Origin of the sequence: Anaerotignum sp. MB30-C6 (genome assembly GCF_030908465.1) — a bacterium.
Lineage (GTDB): Bacteria > Bacillota > Clostridia > Lachnospirales > Anaerotignaceae > Chakrabartyella.
Map to the genome: position 1 here is coordinate 2,183,667 of NZ_CP133078.1, position 18,019 is coordinate 2,201,685.

General features: G+C 39.2%; 15 protein-coding genes. 5 read left to right on the forward strand and 10 right to left on the reverse strand.

What is annotated here, in order from left to right; translation table 11 throughout:
* The first annotated feature begins 152 nt into the window (after positions 1-152).
* The 3 genes from abc-f (at position 153) to RBQ60_RS10670 (ending at position 4,370) form a co-directional block, all read left to right on the forward strand.
* Positions 153-1,709, forward strand: a complete 1,557-nt coding sequence (gene abc-f / locus RBQ60_RS10660; RefSeq protein ID WP_307883683.1) for a ribosomal protection-like ABC-F family protein — start codon at positions 153-155, stop codon at positions 1,707-1,709.
* Between the two features lie 565 nt (positions 1,710-2,274).
* Positions 2,275-3,189: a DMT family transporter gene (locus RBQ60_RS10665; protein WP_307883684.1), complete on the forward strand. Its 915-nt coding sequence runs from the start codon at positions 2,275-2,277 to the stop codon at positions 3,187-3,189.
* A gap of 20 nt (positions 3,190-3,209) precedes the next feature.
* Positions 3,210-4,370: a PucR family transcriptional regulator gene (locus RBQ60_RS10670; RefSeq protein WP_307883685.1), complete on the forward strand. Its 1,161-nt coding sequence runs from the start codon at positions 3,210-3,212 to the stop codon at positions 4,368-4,370.
* A gap of 577 nt (positions 4,371-4,947) precedes the next feature.
* Here RBQ60_RS10670 and RBQ60_RS10675 read toward each other — a convergent pair.
* Positions 4,948-7,356, reverse strand: coding sequence for a M56 family metallopeptidase (locus RBQ60_RS10675; RefSeq protein ID WP_307883686.1), 2,409 nt, complete (start codon positions 7,354-7,356; stop codon positions 4,948-4,950).
* Positions 7,356-7,751 carry a BlaI/MecI/CopY family transcriptional regulator gene (locus RBQ60_RS10680; RefSeq protein ID WP_307883687.1) on the reverse strand — a complete coding sequence of 132 codons (396 nt, stop codon included), beginning with the start codon at positions 7,749-7,751 and terminating at the stop codon, positions 7,356-7,358. The genes RBQ60_RS10675 and RBQ60_RS10680 overlap by 1 nt, the downstream gene beginning before the upstream one ends.
* A 141-nt stretch (positions 7,752-7,892) precedes the next feature.
* On the opposite strand from RBQ60_RS10680, the gene asnA reads away from it, so the two are divergent.
* Positions 7,893-8,900 (forward strand): aspartate--ammonia ligase, encoded by a 1,008-nt coding sequence (gene asnA, locus RBQ60_RS10685; RefSeq protein WP_307883688.1) that lies wholly within the window; start codon positions 7,893-7,895, stop codon positions 8,898-8,900.
* A gap of 185 nt (positions 8,901-9,085) precedes the next feature.
* The gene (locus tag RBQ60_RS10690) at positions 9,086-9,859 is read left to right on the forward strand and encodes an alpha/beta fold hydrolase (protein ID WP_307883689.1); all 774 of its coding nucleotides are present in this window, start codon (positions 9,086-9,088) and stop codon (positions 9,857-9,859) included.
* 99 nt (positions 9,860-9,958) lie between these two features.
* Here the strand turns inward: RBQ60_RS10690 and RBQ60_RS10695 are convergent, their stop codons facing one another.
* The 8 genes from RBQ60_RS10695 to RBQ60_RS10730 all read right to left on the reverse strand — a co-directional run bounded on the left by RBQ60_RS10695 (position 9,959) and on the right by RBQ60_RS10730 (position 17,996).
* Complete coding sequence (locus RBQ60_RS10695) at positions 9,959-10,444, reverse strand: tetratricopeptide repeat protein (RefSeq protein WP_307883690.1); 486 nt, start codon at positions 10,442-10,444, stop codon at positions 9,959-9,961.
* Positions 10,445-10,554: 110 nt separating this feature from the next.
* A complete protein-coding gene (locus tag RBQ60_RS10700) occupies positions 10,555-11,754 on the reverse strand; it encodes a pyridoxal phosphate-dependent aminotransferase (protein ID WP_307883691.1) in 1,200 nt (399 codons plus the stop codon).
* A gap of 512 nt (positions 11,755-12,266) precedes the next feature.
* Positions 12,267-12,953, reverse strand: coding sequence for a V-type ATP synthase subunit D (locus RBQ60_RS10705; RefSeq protein WP_307883692.1), 687 nt, complete (start codon positions 12,951-12,953; stop codon positions 12,267-12,269).
* Between the two features lie 6 nt (positions 12,954-12,959).
* Positions 12,960-14,336: a V-type ATP synthase subunit B gene (locus RBQ60_RS10710; protein WP_307883693.1), complete on the reverse strand. Its 1,377-nt coding sequence runs from the start codon at positions 14,334-14,336 to the stop codon at positions 12,960-12,962.
* A complete protein-coding gene (locus tag RBQ60_RS10715) occupies positions 14,333-16,108 on the reverse strand; it encodes a V-type ATP synthase subunit A (protein ID WP_307883694.1) in 1,776 nt (591 codons plus the stop codon). The genes RBQ60_RS10710 and RBQ60_RS10715 overlap by 4 nt, the downstream gene beginning before the upstream one ends.
* Before the next feature lie 24 nt (positions 16,109-16,132).
* Entirely contained in the window at positions 16,133-16,450 is a 318-nt protein-coding gene (locus RBQ60_RS10720) for a V-type ATP synthase subunit F (protein ID WP_307883695.1), read from the reverse strand.
* On the reverse strand, positions 16,443-17,420 hold the full coding sequence (locus tag RBQ60_RS10725) for a V-type ATP synthase subunit C (RefSeq protein ID WP_307883696.1): 978 nt from the start codon (positions 17,418-17,420) through the stop codon (positions 16,443-16,445). The genes RBQ60_RS10720 and RBQ60_RS10725 overlap by 8 nt, the downstream gene beginning before the upstream one ends.
* Before the next feature lie 15 nt (positions 17,421-17,435).
* Positions 17,436-17,996, reverse strand: coding sequence for a V-type ATP synthase subunit E (locus tag RBQ60_RS10730; protein WP_307883697.1), 561 nt, complete (start codon positions 17,994-17,996; stop codon positions 17,436-17,438).
* Positions 17,997-18,019: the final 23 nt, after the last annotated feature.

Below are 18,019 nucleotides of genomic sequence, written 5' to 3' on the forward strand. Positions count from 1 at the left end.
AATGAAAGGTAATACATAAAAAACTGCTTTTTTCCCGTAATTTTAAAGTATAGAAGAAAAGAAAACCAGAAAGAACTTGTTTTTCTTGAAATCTATTGCATTCCATTATAAAATAGTGCCATATGCAAATTTTATGGACATAGGAGAGCGGCATGAGTATTTTAAATGTACAAAACTTAAATCACGGCTTTGGCGACAGAGCCATTTTTAACAATGTTTCCTTCCGCCTTTTAAAAGGTGAACACGTTGGGTTTATCGGCGCAAACGGTGAAGGAAAATCCACCTTTATGAATATTATTACAGGTAAACTTATGCCTGATGAAGGCAAAATCGAGTGGAGCAAAAATGTGGCTGTTGGATATTTGGATCAGCATACGATTTTAGAAAAAGGAATGACCATTCGGGATGTACTAAAAAGTGCATTTGCCCCTCTTTTTCTTTTGGAAGAAAAAATGAACACCATCTGCGACTCTATGGGGGACGCAACCCCTGAAGAACTGGAAAAAATGATGGAAGAGTTGGGGGAAATTCAAGACTCCTTAGATTCCCATGATTTTTATATCATTGATGCAAAAGTAGATGAAGTTGGCCGTGCTTTAGGTCTGGAAGACATTGGCTTTGAAAAAGATGTTACAGAGTTGAGCGGTGGCCAGCGTACCAAGGTTCTATTAGGTAAGTTGCTTTTAGAAAAGCCCGATATTCTTCTGTTGGACGAACCTACGAACTATTTAGATGAAATCCATATTGAATGGCTTAAACGCTACCTTTTGGATTATGAAAATGCCTTTATTCTCATTTCCCACGACATTCCATTTTTAAATAGCGTGATTAACTTAATTTATCATGTGGAAAATGGGGAACTAAACCGCTACGTTGGAAACTATGAAAAATTTGAAGAAGTTTATGCTATGAAGCGTGCCCAAATGGAAGCTGCTTATAAGAGACAGCAACAGGAAATTGACGATTTGAAGGATTTTGTTGCCCGTAATAAGGCCCGTGTTTCCACCAGAAATATGGCCATGTCCAGACAGAAAAAGCTAGATAAAATGGAAGTGATTGAGCTAGCCAAGGATAAGCCAAAACCTGAGTTTAATTTTAAAGAAGCTAGGGCTTCCAGCAGATATATTTTCCAAACAAAAGACTTGGTGATTGGCTATGACGCCCCCCTTTCCAAGCCCTTAAACCTTGAAATGGAAAGAGGACAGAAAATCGTTCTTACCGGTGCAAACGGTATAGGTAAAACCACTCTTTTAAAAAGTATCATTGGGGAAATTAAACCTTTTAGCGGTTCTACGGAACTAGGGGATTACTTATACCCTGGCTACTTTGAGCAGGAAAAGCAGTACACAGAAAATATTAGTTGTATTGATGAAATCTGGAAAGAGTTCCCTGCTTATACCCAATACGAAGTAAGAAGTGCATTGGCAAAATGTGGCCTTACTACAAAACATATCGAAAGCATGGTTAAGGTACTAAGCGGTGGCGAGCAAGCAAAGGTTCGCTTATGTAAACTTATCAATATTGAAACCAACGTTTTACTTCTGGACGAGCCTACCAACCATTTGGATGTTGAGGCAAAGGATGAGTTAAAAAGAGCATTGCAAGCTTATAAAGGAAGCATCCTCTTAATTTGCCATGAGCCTGAGTTCTACAACGGCCTTGCTACTGACGTTTGGAATTGCGAAGAATGGACCACAAAACAAATCTAAATTTAAAAAAATATCCACTATCAGGATATCCCCAGCTTTATGGGGATATCCGTTTTTGTTTACAGGGATAACCGTAAAGTTTTCAAAACGGTTACTTACACCTATGAAACGATAACGATGCTCAAGAACAAAAGTATTGCCCCTATCTTTCCTATATGATAGTGCCTTGTTTTCTAAAGAAAAAGAAAGCCTTGTTTTTATGGTTCTTCACAGAAATTTATTCATTGCTTGCTTATTGTGCCAAAGCACATAAATTATTAGTATGCATTACATTGCAAGCAATAATTGTATATGGTATCATTCATTCATAAGCTACACAAAGGTTTTGGCACAATCTATTGAACTTAAGGTTTTCACTAAGAACTCCTGTATTTACAGCTATTATACTATGAATGCTATTTGGCTCAAATGAGTTTTTGTTACAAGACCCGAAAGAAATATTAAACTATTTGTTCTTCTGAACAAATGTGTTATAACACAATAAGCAATTTATCTTAAAAAGATACAACACAATAAAAGAAGTGAATTCTATTTAAGATTTATTATGGAAAAGGGAGTGAAGGTTATGGAAAAAAGAATGAGAGGGATCTTATTAGTTGTTTTAGGTGCTTCCCTTTGGGGGGTAATGGGGATTTTCGTACGAGAGTTATCAAAAATTGGGTATTCTAGTTTTGATACTTCCTTTATTCGTTGTATTTCTGCGGGCACTGTATATTTTTTGATAAAAGCAGTAAAAAACCCTCAGATTTTGAAAATTGACCCCAAAGGACTTGTGATTAGCTGTTTATATGGTTTGATAGCGTATGGATTTAGTTTCATCAGCTATGGCATTGCCGTAGAAAGAATTCCCATTGCTGTTGCAACAGTGCTTATGTTTATGAGCCCTATCTGGGTTGCTTTATTGGGTTTAATCCTATTCAAAGAAAAACTGAAAAAAGATAAGGTAGTCACAATTGCTGTTTGTATTTTAGGGGCGGCAATGGTATCAAATCTGATCGGCGTTAGCAGCGGCAGCCTTGATATGTTAGGGGTTTTGGCCGGCGCACTCAATGGCTTTGGTGTTGCCCTTCAAATTTTGGTTCCAAGATATTTTTCTAACCGCTACGAAAGAGATACCATGCTGGTTTATGGCTTTTTAGGTGGGGCGGTTGGTCTGTCTTTCATTACGGACTTCTCCGTAATTGGCGCAAGCTTTACCCAAGGAAATGTTCCGCTAAACCTTATGAACATCTTTGGCATTGGCGTACTTTGTACTATGGTTGCCAATGTTTCTATTGTGAAATCCACGATGTATATTGACTCCACAACGGCTAGCATTCTTTCCGCTTTGGAAGTTGTGATTGGTGCTATTGTAGGCATTATTGTTTTCAGAGAACATATGATGGCCATTCAAGTAATTGGTGCATGTATTGTGGTGTTAGGTGCCCTAGGCCCTACCCTTTTGGATATCGTCCGAGAAAAAAAAGCCGCAACGGCATAAATGAAGACTGGAGGCAAATAATGTCTATCATCGTTGAAAAATTGTTACAAAAAGCCAATGTATATCATGTTACCCTTGTTGCTGGGGAAAAAGGACTAAATCGTGGGGTAAATTGGTTCCATATGGTTGAAAACATGGCTTTTGCGGCTTTTATTGAAGAGAAAAACCTGGTGTTTACTTCCGGCATGGCCCTTAACGAAGAAATGGATTTATTTACCCTCGTTGAGGCCCAGATTAAACAAAAAGCCAGCGGCACTTTATTGAACTTGGGGCCTTATATCCCCCAAGTTCCTCAAAAGGTCATTGACCTTTGTAATAAAAACGATTATCCTTTGATGGTCTGCCCTTGGAATGTGCGAATTCCTGATATTATGAAGCTTTTTAGCAATATTCTTTTAAATGTGGAAAAAGCAGAGGTAGAACTGGGGTCAGCCCTTAGAAATGCAATTTATTTCCCCAGTCGAAAGAATCTTTACGCCAACACCCTTTATCAGTATGGCTTTCAAGAAAATGGGTTTTATACTTTGGGAATTATTAAACCCGAGTTTAATGCCACACGCCTTAGTCCAGATAAGCTAGAGCAAATGGTGCAAATAATTGAGCGTATTTTAATGTCCACTGGGGACAAGTCCTTTGTTATTAACAGTGAGGGTGAGTTCATTCTGGTTTTTTGCAACTACAAAGAGGACGCCATTATAAAAATTCTGAACCGAATTATGACCGCACTACTTTCCCGTTGGGATACTTTCTTCTTAGGTATCGGCAGTAATTTACAAAGTTTAGACCATATTTCTTCCAGCTATAAGCAAGCCATTAAAATGATGCATTTTAATAAAAAACAAAATAAAAAAAATGAGTTTTGCTTATATCGTGAATTGGGCTTGTATAAATTATTTTTTGCCATTGATAATACAGACGTTTTAGAAGAATATTATCTTGATTGCCTTGGAGCTTTAGAAGAACATGACTTAAAAAAGAATACCAACTATATTGAGGTTTTAACACTATATCTTGAAAAAAACGGGAGTATTAACGAAACGGCAGAAATGCTATTTTTGCATAGAAATACTGTAAATTATAAAATCCGTAAGATTGAAGAAATGCTTGGGTGCAGCCTATCTCAAATTGAAACTAGATCAAAGCTATTTATCGCCCTGTGCCTAAAAAATATTATTGACTAAAATATAAAATCAAAAAAGCTCTATAAAAAACAGTAACCAGAAAAATCTCTCCTTGGTTACTGCTTTTTATTTTTAACTATGGTAGTTACACCCTAACCCAAACCCATAAGAAAAGCTAGATTACCCTAAACAAAATCAAAAGTTAGGCAATTTTCAAGAAAATAAATAGAGAGGTTACTGTTTCATTAAAAAGGATAGAAAGTATACGAGAGAAAAGGCTTTTGATTAAGGCAACAGGATACGCAAAATGCACTCATAAACTGAATGATATAAGTAAAGAAGGCGAATAAAAAAATAGAATTCAAAAAGTTATTAAAAAAAAGATAGGTTTTAGCATAGTCGTTGCTGGTATCAAGGAATGAAGCAGTTGTGGTTTTATTATGAACATTGTGGTGGCATTCCTCTGTCTATGCTGGCCAAATTCTTATGGGAATTATGGTGCCTACACTTATTTCATTTTACTGAAGAAAGGAAAAAATAAACGTGACAAAAGCAGATACTTCTAAAAATACCTGCTTCCGAAATCTTTAACTATTTTCTCCACTTATTTAACCAATCAAATATAAATGAGTGAACCCTAATCCTCCACAAAAGAGATATATTGGCTAACCTCTTGTATATCCTTCTTCTCCATATGAGAAACATTATAAACTGTAATATCTGTCTTGTCATTTAAATAGAAAATTAGGTTTTGCATCAAGAGCATTTGCAGCTCCCTTGAATCGTAAGAAATTAAATCATTTGCCACACCCACAGTCCCCTTGCACATCTCTTTGATAGAAGGTGCATAATAAGAGCCATCCTGGGCATCTATCCAATCCACCAGCACCCAATTACCGTCTTTCTTTTCAAAATCCAAACGACCAGGTGTATGACTTCCCCCACTCTCCATCAGCTGATACCCTTTATTGGGTATACGGATAAGGGAGTAACGGGTTGCCCCAATGACAGCATAAACAGACAGCTTATCTTCAGTCTCTGAAACATGACTAATGAGGGGGGCAAAAATTTGCAACTCTCCACCATCCCTTGTTAGGGAAAATCGCTGTTCCATAGCCTGATAAACCGCTTCTATTACATCGCTATGTCTTGTTACTAACCCCTCTTCGGTTGCTTTGTTCATAGTCAATAAACCTAATTTCTCCAAATCCTTAGTATAGTTCTCTTCATCATAAATAAAAGGCTCTAACTCCAAAGAATCCAACGCCAGATATGTTTCATACCATTGGTTAGGTGTCATTTCCTTTAACAAAGAATCATTCACAGAAATAGGCACCTGCAAAAGCTCCAAACATGCCGCCAGCATAATATATCCCTTGGTATCATCCCTTTGACCTTGCTCAAAATTGCTCAACATAGCTGTTAACGATGCATCTCCAAGCTTAAGCAATTGGTCATATTTCTCATTTTGTAGCAAGGCCTGATAGGAAAATTCATCGCCCATTTCATGCGCAATTTCCTCCAACAACATATTGCTTTCAATCTGTTTTAGGGTATCGTCTTTCCCTTCCGAAAACAGGGCATCTAGCTCCTGTATAAAGTTTCGGAAAACACTTTCGTCAACTGCCATACTCCTCAAATCGATATTACCAAAATATTTTCCCCCATCTTCTCTGCTAAAACGAAGAATTTGCTCCAATCCACCTTCGTCCTCTATGAAATACTCCAAGAAAGAAGCATTTTCAACCAACGCAAGGAAAATCATGGCATCTTTCTCGAACCAACCATTTTCTGGAATCTCTGCCCCTTGCTCTAGCGTTAAATAACGCCGTGCGCCATATGGTTCTGTTTTCGTAAATAATTCTATCCCTTCCTCACTGGGACGAAGCCCTTTGGGCAGGGTTAAAGACCCTAAAATATTCCCCACTCCAAGGTGGTTTCCAATATAGTCCAATTTATATTGATATATCGTAGCTATCCAATCCTCTGTTCCCTGCTCTGTGTGTGCCTGCTCCACATGGGTGGTACATCCCACAAAAGCCGTCCCAACAGAAATGACCAAAGCTAAAGTTAACAGTAATGAGATTCCCCGTTTTTTCTTACTCATATCAAAAATATGGTCGATTCGAGCCTTTAGCTCTTCTTTGCCCCCATGAAATGCAGTCGAAAGGGAACTTCTTTGCTGCCCTTCTCGAATACTGTGTAAAATCGTTAGACCATAGTCTTGCCTTTGAGATAGTGAGCATTCTTTTAAGACCAAGCTGTCGCAAGAATATTCTATGTCTCGCTGGGCCAATCCCACCATCCAGTGAACAAAGGGATTGAAGAAGTGTATCCCCTTTACCAACATCAGCACTGTTTTAAACCAATTATCCCGCCTTTTACAATGAACCAGCTCATGCCTTAAAATATAAGACAGCTGTTCCTTTTTATACTTTTCATAATTTAGATAAATTTTCTGCTTCAAAATACCAGTACATAGAGGGCTGGGCAATATGCTGCAAAAATAAATTTCCGGACGTTTTCTCATGCCCATTTCTCTACTAAGGTTATAATAAATCTCCAATACCTGAGCATCTCTGATGCAACGGCTATTTCGATTTAAGTTTTTTAAAAAGCTATGATATTTTTTCCCTTGGCAGGCAAAATAAATGAACATGCCCAATAACCAAATAGTCCAAAGTCTTTCCCACACCCCCTGAAGGAACATGGTAAACCTATCTATGTTTGTTTTCTGTGTTACCGTATTTTGCTCCACGCCACTTTTCCCAATAGGAATAGAACCCCTTGTCACATCCTCCCCCAAGAAAGGGACATACTCTCCCGCCGTTTGGATTGCCACTTGAGGCACATGAATTTCTACCATAGGCTGAGGCAAAGTAAAGTGAACGGGTATCATCAGTCTAACGGCAATGATTAGCCAAACAAAATACCTCCACGTTGTGCCGTAACGCTTCCCCAAAAACCTAGAAAGTACGGCAAAAAAGACTATAGCAACAGAGGTAAAAGCAGATACTCCCAGTAAGTCTTGAAATAGAATATCCATTAACCCTCGCCTCCTGTTTTTTGTCGAATATAGGCCGCTAGTTCATCCAAATCATTTTCTGAAATTGCACGGCTATCATAGAGAGAAGCCACCAATTTGGTTAAGGAGTTGTTGTTTACTTTATTTAAAAATAAACGATTTTCTAATGCTAAGTACGAGTCCTCGTCTATGATGGCATTATAAAAACGGTTTTTTCCTTCTTTATAAGAATCTAGAAAACCACGCTCTATAAGACGGTTTAAAAGCGTTTGCAATGCAGAAATATTCCATGCACGTTTTTTTTCCAACTCTCCTTTGATTTCCGACGTGGAAAGGGTTTTTTGCCCATTCCAAATTACTTTCATAATCTCTAACTCCGTATCTGGCAAGCGAGAAACTTCAACTGACTTTTTCATTTAATCAACTCCTACAAGTGTATGTTATGATTATATCATACACTTGTAGGAGATTTGTGTCAAGTATCATTTTACTTGAATAAACAGTGGTTCTGTGTTATCCTTAAACAAGTAAAAAAATTAGGAAATGAGGATTATTTTATGAGCAAAACATTTATCCCAGAGGGCTATCAGTCCGCTCTTACCTTATATGAAACACAAAATGCAATCGGTTTGATTCATCATACTTTTGAGGAAAATTTGTCTCAAACCTTAAACCTAAAAAGAGTATCCGCTCCTTTGTTTGTAGACCCTTCAACAGGACTGAATGATAACTTAAATGGCGTTGAACGCCCTGTTAGTTTTGAAGTACCTGCAACAGGCGTAATGGCAGAAGTTGTTCACTCTTTGGCTAAATGGAAACGCATGGCGTTGTATCGTTATGACTTCCGTCCAGGAAAAGGTATTTATACTGATATGAACGCAATTCGTAGAGACGAAGTTTTAGATAACTTACACTCTATTTATGTGGACCAGTGGGATTGGGAAAAAGTAATCACCCCTGAAAAAAGAAATATTCAGGAACTGAAATTTACGGTTCAGGGCATCGTTCTGTGCATCTGTGACACTTTAGAGGTATTGAAAAGAAAATACCCACGCATCACCACTGACCTTTGCAGAGAAGTAACTTTTATCACTTCTCAAGAATTAGAAAACAAATATCCAAAATTAACTCCAAAGGAAAGAGAAAATGCCATTGTAAAGGAATTTAAAACCGTATTTATTATGCAAATTGGTGATAAACTAGAATCAGGTAAGCCCCATGATGGACGCTCACCTGACTATGACGATTGGAAGTTAAACGGGGACTTATTGTTCTATAACCCTGTTTTGGATAACGCAATGGAAATCTCCTCTATGGGTATCCGTGTTGATGCAGCAGCCTTGGATCAGCAGTTGCGTAAAGCTGATTGCGATGAGCGCCGTGAGCTTACCTACCACAAAATGTTGTTGGAAGGCGTATTGCCTTGCACCATTGGCGGCGGTATCGGACAATCTCGCTTGTGTATGCTCCTTTTAGGAAAAGCCCATATTGGTGAGGTTCAGTCCTCCATTTGGGATCAGGAAACTTTCGATGTTTGCACCGCAGCAGGCGTTACACTTTTATAATTGAATAAAAAGGCTACTAGATAGCAATATAAACGGTAACCTATAAATGGGTTGCCGTTTATTTCTTTCTAGAAAAAATAAATAATTACAGGAGGTGAAAATATGTGGACAGCAAAAAATAAATAATGCAAGGCATACTGACAAGCCTTGCTAACACGTCTATAGTATACGATTAGGAGGCAAATATGTCATACTTCACATTTGAAAATAAACAGGTTTTTTATCAAGAACTAGGCAGTGGAACACCGTTATTGCTGCTTCACGGAAATACGGCATCCTCTAAGATGTTTGAGGAGATTGCAGAGCAATATGCACAAAATCACAAGGTTGTTTTAATTGATTTCTTAGGCCATGGCAAATCACAAAGAATAGATGAATTCCCTAATGATTTATGGTTTTTTGAAGCAAAACAGGTCATTGCATTTCTGGATGAGAAGAATTATAAGAGGGTTGACTTAATTGGCAGCAGTGGTGGCGCTTTGGTTGCCATTAATGTGGCATTAGAAAGACCCGATCTTATTCACAAAGTAATTGCTGACAGCTTTGAAGGGGAAACTCCTTTAGAGGAATTTACAAAAAATGTAGTAGAACTTCGGGAATTATCCAAACACGATAACAATGCAGTACTATTCTATTCCTTGATGCATGGAGAAGATTGGGAGCAGGTTGTAGACTGTGATACCCTTGCAATTGCCAACCACGCAAAGGAAATCGGAAAGTTTTTTCACAAACCATTGGAGCAATTTCTTCCTCCCCTCCTTTTAACAGGCAGCAAGGAAGATGAGTTTATATCTGCCATAGACCCTAGCTATTTTGAAAAAGTCTATTCAAAAATGATTGGAAAAATTGATCATGGAGAAATGCACCTCTTCCCTAAGGGCGGGCATCCTGCCATGCTTACCAGTCCACAGGAGTTCTTAACAGTCAGCGAAGGCTTTCTTAAAAAAGAGCTGGACTAAGATTTAGATACCAAATAGAAGCCACCAAGCACTTTGCTTAGTGGCTTTTTTGAATTGAACTATGTTTTTCCTTAGGCTTGCCCTCAAAATACCTTATCATTATGGTAACACACTAGGAGAACGATTGCTTTGGATTTGCCTTTCCACACCACCACTTTTCAATAGTTCTGCTAGCTTCATATAGGTAGCGGCTGTTTCATACTGACCAAGCTCACCGTAACTTGCTCCCAAACGCAAACATACAAAACTACTCTCCCCACCATTCATTCGCAACACATTTTCAAACCAGAAAACGGCTTGCCTCCATGCTTGTTTTTTATAAAAATACTCTCCCAAGCTGGTACAAACCTCCAGGGAGGGTGACTCCTCACCGACGCAAGACAATAATAACTGGAGCCCTTCTTCGTCTATCTCCGTTCCTTGCAACCGCCCAATAAGCTGGCGACTGCGTAATGCACGCTGTTCTGGTTCCTGTTCTTTTTGATCCAAAAGTATAATTGCGTCTGCCAAAGGCTTAATAATTGCTAAACACTGAGAAAGTGCTTCGTCATTTTCTAGCGTCAAATACAAACCGATGGAACCCATTCCCATCACCCCCTGCCCTAAAAGTATATGCAGGGACAAAATTTTGCGTTCTAAAAACATAGAAAAAACACCCCTTTTGAGGGTGTTTTTTTGTTTTATGAAGGTAAGTCTTATTTATGGCCTGCAGCCTTATAAGCTTCGATACCTTTGCCTAACAATTCAATACCTCTTGCCATATCTTCAGCTTCCAGAATATAAGCAATACGTAATTCGTTCTTGCCAATACCAGGAGTAGCATAGAAGCCTTCAGCAGGAGCGTACATAACTGTTTCATTATTTTCTCTGAACTCTTGCAGTAAGAATACTAATAAGTTTTCAGCATTTTCAACGGGCAGTTTGCAAGTAATGTAGAAAGCGCCGCCAGGTTTCTCACAGATAACACCAGGGATTTTCTTAAGTGCTTCATAAGAAACGTCTCTTCTCTTTTCATATTCTGCTCTAACTTTTCCGAAGAAAGAAGGATCCAATTTGTAAAGAGCTGTTGCGCCAACCATTTCCAATGTAGGGCAGCAAAGTCTACCCATAGCAATCTTCATAACGTTTGCCATAAGTTCTGCATTCTTGGAGATTAAGCAACCAATGCGAGCGCCACAAGCGGAGAATCTCTTGGAAACGGAGTCGATGATGATAACTCTATCCGCTACGTCTTCATACTGACCAAAAGATGTCATTTCTCTGCCGTCATAAGCAAATTCTCTGTAAACTTCATCAGCCAAAATCCAAAGGTCATGCTTCTTAGCAAAGTCACAAATCACTCTCATGTCATCTCTGGAAAGGATGCAACCTGTAGGGTTACCAAGGTTAACGATAGAAATCATTTTTGTTTTTTCAGTTACAGCTGCTTCCAGTCTTTCCATAACTGCATATTTAAAGCCTTCTTCAGCGTAAGTTGTAACAGGCTTAATAACGCCATCAGCAGCCTGAACGAATGTCAAATAGTTTGTGTAGTAAGGTTCTGGAACAATTACTTCATCACCAGGGTTGATTAAGGATAAAAATACCAAAGTCAAAGCTTCGGAACCACCACTGGTAATTAAAATATCTTTTCTCTCTAAATCCATTTTAAAGGTTTTAAAGTAGTCAATGATAGAATCCTGCAATTCAGGAAGGCCGGGAGATTCTGCATACGCAAGAACCTTCTGGTCGAATCCTTTAATCGCTTCCATAAATACAGAAGGTGTTTCGATATCAGGCTGACCGATATTCAGGTGATAAATCTTAGTTCCCTGTGCTTTCGCTTCAGCAGCCATAGGATTAAATTTTCTGATAGGGGAATTCTGCATCGCTTGTACTCTGTCAGATAATTTCATTGTTCTTCACTTCTCCTTCATCATTTTCATCGTTAATTTATGCGTGATTGATTGGTGGTAATTTTGACAATTATTATATTGAAGCAAAGAAATGAAATAAAATTCATTTATTGTTCAATAGTCCCACATTAATTGTTAATTACCCACCTAATTGCACTTTCAGTATACCACTTTCCGTAATAAAAACAATAGCTTTGGTTAATCTTTCTACAAAATTCAAAATTTTTGGTTGTTTTTAGTAAGGATTTTTTCTTATTTTTACGTAAAAATAATTTAAAAATAAGCTAGATATACTTTTTTTATTACAATTTTTTATTTTTGCAGGGTATTTCGCTTAAATTGACACTCCTCTCGTCTTTTTTAACAAATTTTGAAGAAAACCCGTCAATTAAATATACACAAATTTTTTAGAGGATTTTTCGTCTTACTTTATTGTTTGACATTTAATCTGAAAATATTACATTAAATTTTACTTTTTAAAAACCCCCATACTTATTTGCATGGGGGTTTGTTTATGAAACGACTTCTTTATTAATTTCGGCCTCAGCCTTTTTCTTTTCTGCAATTGCTTTCTTCAACACCAAATCTTTGACTTTCATCATACGTGTTGTTCCTGCACGTTCGTTTTCTTCCAACTTCATCATAATATACTTAATGGTTTCCTTATAGTTTGGAATCATAACGTTTTCCAAAGCATTTACTCGGCGGCGAGTACGTTCAATCTCCTGCGCCAAAAGCTGGGCAGTTTTCTCGCTTTCCGCTAAACGCAGTAAGGGCTCCATAGCATTGGAAAATGAGAGCATCGCACTGTCTAACTCTCCTGAAGTAAAAGCAAGACCGTAGGGATAAATATCTCCACTGCTTTCTTCTGTCTGGAAGTCAAAAACAGGCACATTAACACTCATAATATTCTTTTTTGAAACCTTTACAGCAACGGATTGCTGGGGAATCAATAAAGACTCACCCAAAACACTTTCGCTTAAAACTGCTCTGGCAATAATAAAGTCTTTATAGGCATTATCCAAAGCCGCCTCAGCCTCTTCACGCAAGCGTTTGTTTTCCCGCACGACATTTAAGAACTGCTTCATCAGCTCATCCAGTTTATCCTTCAACAGCTTGTGACCCCTTGTTGCAGTCTTAAGCTGTTGTTTTAGTCTGGTCATTTCCATACGGGTAGGATTGACATTTAATCTAGCCACGACTCATCACTCCCCGTCTGCTAAATATTTTTCCAGATATTCGTCACGAATACGCTTCAACTCACTCTTTGGCAACATACGAAGCAAATTCCATCCAGTTTCCAAGGTTTGTTCAATGGTTCTGTCTGTTCTAAAGCCTTGGGAAACATATCCTTTTTCAAACTCATCCGCAAATTTTGCATAAATCAAATCTATGTCTGACAATGCGGATTCACCTAAAATTGCCATTAATTCTTTTGCATCTTTACCACGAGAATATGCCGCAAACAACTGGTTCATAGTGTCGGCATGATCCTCTCTTGTTTTGCCTTTACCAATCCCTTTATCTTTCAAACGAGAAAGGGATGGCAAAACGTTGATTGGAGGCTGGATGCCTTTTTTATAAAGATCACGGCTCAAAATAATCTGACCCTCTGTAATATACCCTGTTAAGTCAGGGATTGGATGAGTCTTATCATCTTCAGGCATGGTCAAGATAGGAATCATTGTGATGGAACCGTCTCTGCCCTTCATACGCCCAGCACGTTCGTACATAGTTGCAAGGTCAGTATACAAGTAACCAGGGTAACCACGACGGCCGGGAACTTCCTTCTTCGCCGCAGATACTTCACGCAGAGCCTCTGCATAGTTTGTGATGTCTGTCAAGATAACCAAAACGTGCATTCCCTGTTCAAATGCTAAATATTCCGCCGCAGTTAATGCCATACGAGGTGTACAAACACGTTCTACCGCAGGGTCATTAGCAAGGTTTACGAATACAACAGAACGATCAATGGCACCCGTCGCTTTAAAGTCATTGATAAAGAATTCCGCATCTTCAAAGGTTATACCAATTGCCGCAAAAACAACGGCGAACTTGGAGTCTGTACCACGTACCTTTGCCTGACGGGCAATCTGCACCGCCAAGTTTGCGTGAGGCAAACCAGAACCAGAGAAAATAGGTAGCTTCTGACCACGTACCAGTGTATTCAAACCATCAATAGCAGAAACACCTGTCTGAATAAATTCTGCAGGATACTCTCTTGCCGCAGGGTTAATAGGTGCACCGTTGATATCCAATCTTTTTTCAGGAATGATTTGAGGGCCACCGTCGATAGGCTTACCCATACCGCTAAATACACGGCCTAAAATATCAGGGGATACGCCAAAGTCTAAGCTTTTTCCCAAGAAACGAACTTTACTTTCCGCAAGGTTGATACCTGTTGCACTTTCGAACAACTGTACCAAAGCAGTATCGCCGTTTACTTCTAACACTTTACATCTTCTTACTTCACCGCTTGCCAGCTCAATTTCGCCCAATTCGTCGTATTTTACGCCTTCAACGCCTGTTACTACCATAAGGGGTCCAGCAACTTCCTGAATCGATCTATATTCTTTTATCATAGTTCATCTGCCCCCTTACTGATTAAATTTTTGATTTCTATTTTAATATCATGTTCGATTTCATCATAGCTCTTATCCACGTTTACTTCCTCAACATACTTTGCACGACCGATACGTTCGATGGAGTTCAGCTTTGTAATCTTCTGAATATGAACCCCTGCCTTAACGGCAGCCTGTGCTTCGTGATAGAACGTCAAAATTAATTTCAACATTCTATACTGTTTATGCAAAGATGTATAGGTATCCACTTCATGGAAAGAGTTCTGGTGCAAGAAGTCTTCACGGATAGAACGAGCTGTTTCCAGAATCAATCTATCACTATGAGACAAGGAGTCAACGCCAACCAGCTGTACAATTTCTTGTAACTCTGATTCTGTCTGAAGCAAACGCATTGCTTCGGTACGCCGTTCGGAGAAATCAGGGTGTACATTAATGTCAGCCCAAGCATCTACCTTATCCTGATACAAAGAGTAGCTGGTCAACCAGTTGATTGCAGGGAAATGACGTTTATACGCCAAGGATGCATCAAGGCCCCAGAATACTTTTACAATACGCAGTGTCGCCTGTGAAACAGGTTCAGATGTATCGCCACCAGGAGGGGATACAGCACCAATGGCTGTCAGCGTTCCGTAGCGTTCTTCACTACCCAGGCTAACTACACGGCCAGCTCTTTCATAAAACTGAGCCAAACGGGAGCCTAAGTAAGCGGGGTAACCTTCCTCACCGGGCATTTCTTCCAAACGGCCACTCATTTCACGAAGAGCCTCTGCCCAACGGGAAGTGGAGTCAGCCATAAGGGCAACGCTATAACCCATATCACGGAAATATTCCGCAATCGTAATACCTGTATAAATAGATGCCTCACGAGCCGCAACAGGCATATCGGAGGTATTTGCAATCAAAACTGTTCTTTGCATCAAAGACTCGCCTGTACGGGGGTCTTTCAACTCAGGGAACTCGTTCAAAACGTCGGTCATTTCGTTACCACGCTCGCCGCAACCGATATAAACAACGATGTCCGCATCTGCCCATTTTGCCAACTGATGCTGTGTTACTGTTTTACCACTACCGAAAGGTCCAGGAATGGCAGCAACACCGCCCTTTGTAATGGGGAAGAATGTATCAATAACACGCTGTCCTGTTACCAACAAGGAGTCAGGTGTTTTTTTCACTTTGTATGGTCTTTCACGGCGTACAGGCCATTTTTGCATCATTGTTACAGGTATGTCCTTGCCTTTTTCGTCAGTGATAACACAAACAGGTTCTTCAACTGTAAATTCACCCACGTAAATTTCCTTAATTGTGCCTTTTAAGCCATAAGGAACCATGATCTTACATACAACAACGGCTGTTTCTTGTACAATACCGATTACATCCCCTGCCTCAACCACATCACCATGTTTTTTTTGTGGTTCAAATTTCCATTTTTTATCACGATCCAGAGATGTAACTTCAATACCCTTTTGAATATTCGTACCACTTGCTTCGTAAAGTTTTTCCAAAGGACGTTGAATACCGTCATAGATCGTTGAAATTAATCCAGGTCCTAACTCAACGCTCATTGGCATCCCTGTGGATACAACTTCTTCACCAGGTCCAAGGCCTGATGTTTCTTCATAAACCTGAATGGATGCTTTATCTCCATGCATTTCGATAATTTCACCAATAAGGTGTTTATCTGATACACGCACCACGTCAAACATATTGGCGTCTCTCATGCCTTCCGCTACTACCAACGGACCCGACACCTTTACTATCGTGCCTGTTTTCATATGCTCATTCACCTACAATCGTATTTATTCACTAAACAGTATATCCGCACCAATCGCACGTTTTGCCGATTCTCTTACTTCATTCATACCCAGACCCATGCTTCCGCCTACACCGGGAATCACGATAATTGCGGGCAATTCAAAGTCCTTGTATTTTGCAATACTTTCTTTCGCCATCAAACTAGCTTTTTCTGTAATATAAATTATGGCATAATCTTTTTCTGCTAGTTTATGAATTGTTTTTTTCACCTCGTCCGCATTGTATGCGGGGAAAATATCAATCCCAAGAGCAAGGAAACCCAAAATACTGTCCTTATCGCCTATAATACCAACTTTAGACATATGCTTCTCTCACCCTCTCTTTTATAATGGCTGCATCTATGTTATGCATTTTACAAGTCATGATGATGCGAATACATTTCGCTTCGGTTTCTTTCGCCAATATAAACGCCATAACCGGTTCAGGAGTCAAAGTTTTATATTTTGCATCTTTGATATACTCCATAAGGTAATCATCACAAGCTTTTTCAAAAGCCGTAAAACCCTGGTCCATATATTCCTCACAAAGGGAACCATAGGGTGTCTCCTTTAAAACTGCCACAGCGGAATCACTGCGAAAGGCTCTAGCAAGGAGGTCCATGGCAACGCTACCCCCTGGTACAAAGCTTTCCTCGAAAACCTGGTACTCTCTTTCCATTTTCTTCACACGAAGAAGGGTTTTCAAGTTTGTGATATCGGCTAGCATTTGTACATACCCAGAAACATAAGAGTTACCCAGTTTCTTTGCCGCCTTTTCCATGGTGGAAAAGCAAGCTTTATCCAAAATCGTATCAATGTATCTTCCGTTACGAGTTTTTGCATACATGCTAACGGCTTCTTCCACAGCTTCCCCATTAATATTTGGCAGTTCCACATAGTTCCTTTCTCGTAAATTTTTACGAAGGGTTTCTATGGGAATTGTTCCACCCCTTATCAAAAACTTTTTGCCGCTTACTTTGGAAACTTCCTCTTTCAGCAAAACCTTTATGTTATGGTAATCATTTTTATAGAGGAAAATATCAATAAATGTTTCCTGTGGAATTAATCCATCCACTGCTTGATAGGTTTCTTCTAAATGATTTCCAATCATTTTTTCAAACTCATAAATGCCTTTGATTTGAGTTTTTCCATAAGCACTGTCAGAAAGTATACGCAAAGCCTCTTCTGGAGTTCTGGCGTCTGCCATCTGCATTAGCTTTTGCTTTGTCATCAAGGAGTTTTCCATTGAACGAACACTGGCTACTGCGAAAGGGTAGATCTTATTTTTAGCCATCAAGAATCCCCCTCCTTAAAACAAAATTTTTGCAGCAATCTGTCTAATCTCTTCCTGCTCTACTGCGATGATGGATTCAAAAGAGTAGTTATATTCAATATCTCCATTTTTCACAACAAAACCGCCATCTAGTTCTCTACTTTGATTCGAGAGTGTAAAGCCATTTTGTGCAACGACTGCTGCCAAACGTTCTCTATCATTTTCAGAAACAATAATTTCTGTACCGTCTTTTTTGTCTAACTTAGCAAGCATTGCGCCTACTGTTACTGCATATTGTACATCGGGCAAAGTTTCTAAGCGTTTCTTTGCCTGTGCAATAACGTCATCCAATATCCCTTGCTTTTCCTGTAAAACTGCAATTTTCCCTTGCAACTGGGCTCCGGAAATTGCTTTGGCTTTCACCTTTTCCGCTTCAGACTCAGCATTTTTCTTCAAAGTCTCACTGTCACGCTTTGCCTTTTCTTCTGCTGCCTTTAAAATTGCTTCTACATCCAAATTGGCCTTATCTTTGATTGCCTTCGCTTCCGCTTCTGCCTTCTCTATGATTTTATCGATTATAATTTTACCGTCATTCATAGGAGTGCGCCTCCTTTTCTTTC

Bases quoted from the DNA above. Each gene is read 5' to 3' on its own strand.
- abc-f (WP_307883683.1), top strand. From the start codon at position 153: ATGAGTATTTTAAATGTACAAAACTTAAATCACGGCTTTGGCGACAGA.
- RBQ60_RS10665 (WP_307883684.1), top strand. From the start codon at position 2,275: ATGGAAAAAAGAATGAGAGGGATCTTATTAGTTGTTTTAGGTGCTTCC.
- RBQ60_RS10670 (WP_307883685.1), top strand. From the start codon at position 3,210: ATGTCTATCATCGTTGAAAAATTGTTACAAAAAGCCAATGTATATCAT.
- RBQ60_RS10675 (WP_307883686.1), bottom strand. From the start codon at position 7,356: ATGGATATTCTATTTCAAGACTTACTGGGAGTATCTGCTTTTACCTCT.
- RBQ60_RS10680 (WP_307883687.1), bottom strand. From the start codon at position 7,751: ATGAAAAAGTCAGTTGAAGTTTCTCGCTTGCCAGATACGGAGTTAGAG.
- asnA (WP_307883688.1), top strand. From the start codon at position 7,893: ATGAGCAAAACATTTATCCCAGAGGGCTATCAGTCCGCTCTTACCTTA.
- RBQ60_RS10690 (WP_307883689.1), top strand. From the start codon at position 9,086: ATGTCATACTTCACATTTGAAAATAAACAGGTTTTTTATCAAGAACTA.
- RBQ60_RS10695 (WP_307883690.1), bottom strand. From the start codon at position 10,444: ATGGGTTCCATCGGTTTGTATTTGACGCTAGAAAATGACGAAGCACTT.
- RBQ60_RS10700 (WP_307883691.1), bottom strand. From the start codon at position 11,754: ATGAAATTATCTGACAGAGTACAAGCGATGCAGAATTCCCCTATCAGA.
- RBQ60_RS10710 (WP_307883693.1), bottom strand. From the start codon at position 14,336: ATGATAAAAGAATATAGATCGATTCAGGAAGTTGCTGGACCCCTTATG.
- RBQ60_RS10715 (WP_307883694.1), bottom strand. From the start codon at position 16,108: ATGAAAACAGGCACGATAGTAAAGGTGTCGGGTCCGTTGGTAGTAGCG.
- RBQ60_RS10720 (WP_307883695.1), bottom strand. From the start codon at position 16,450: ATGTCTAAAGTTGGTATTATAGGCGATAAGGACAGTATTTTGGGTTTC.
- RBQ60_RS10725 (WP_307883696.1), bottom strand. From the start codon at position 17,420: ATGGCTAAAAATAAGATCTACCCTTTCGCAGTAGCCAGTGTTCGTTCA.
- RBQ60_RS10730 (WP_307883697.1), bottom strand. From the start codon at position 17,996: ATGAATGACGGTAAAATTATAATCGATAAAATCATAGAGAAGGCAGAA.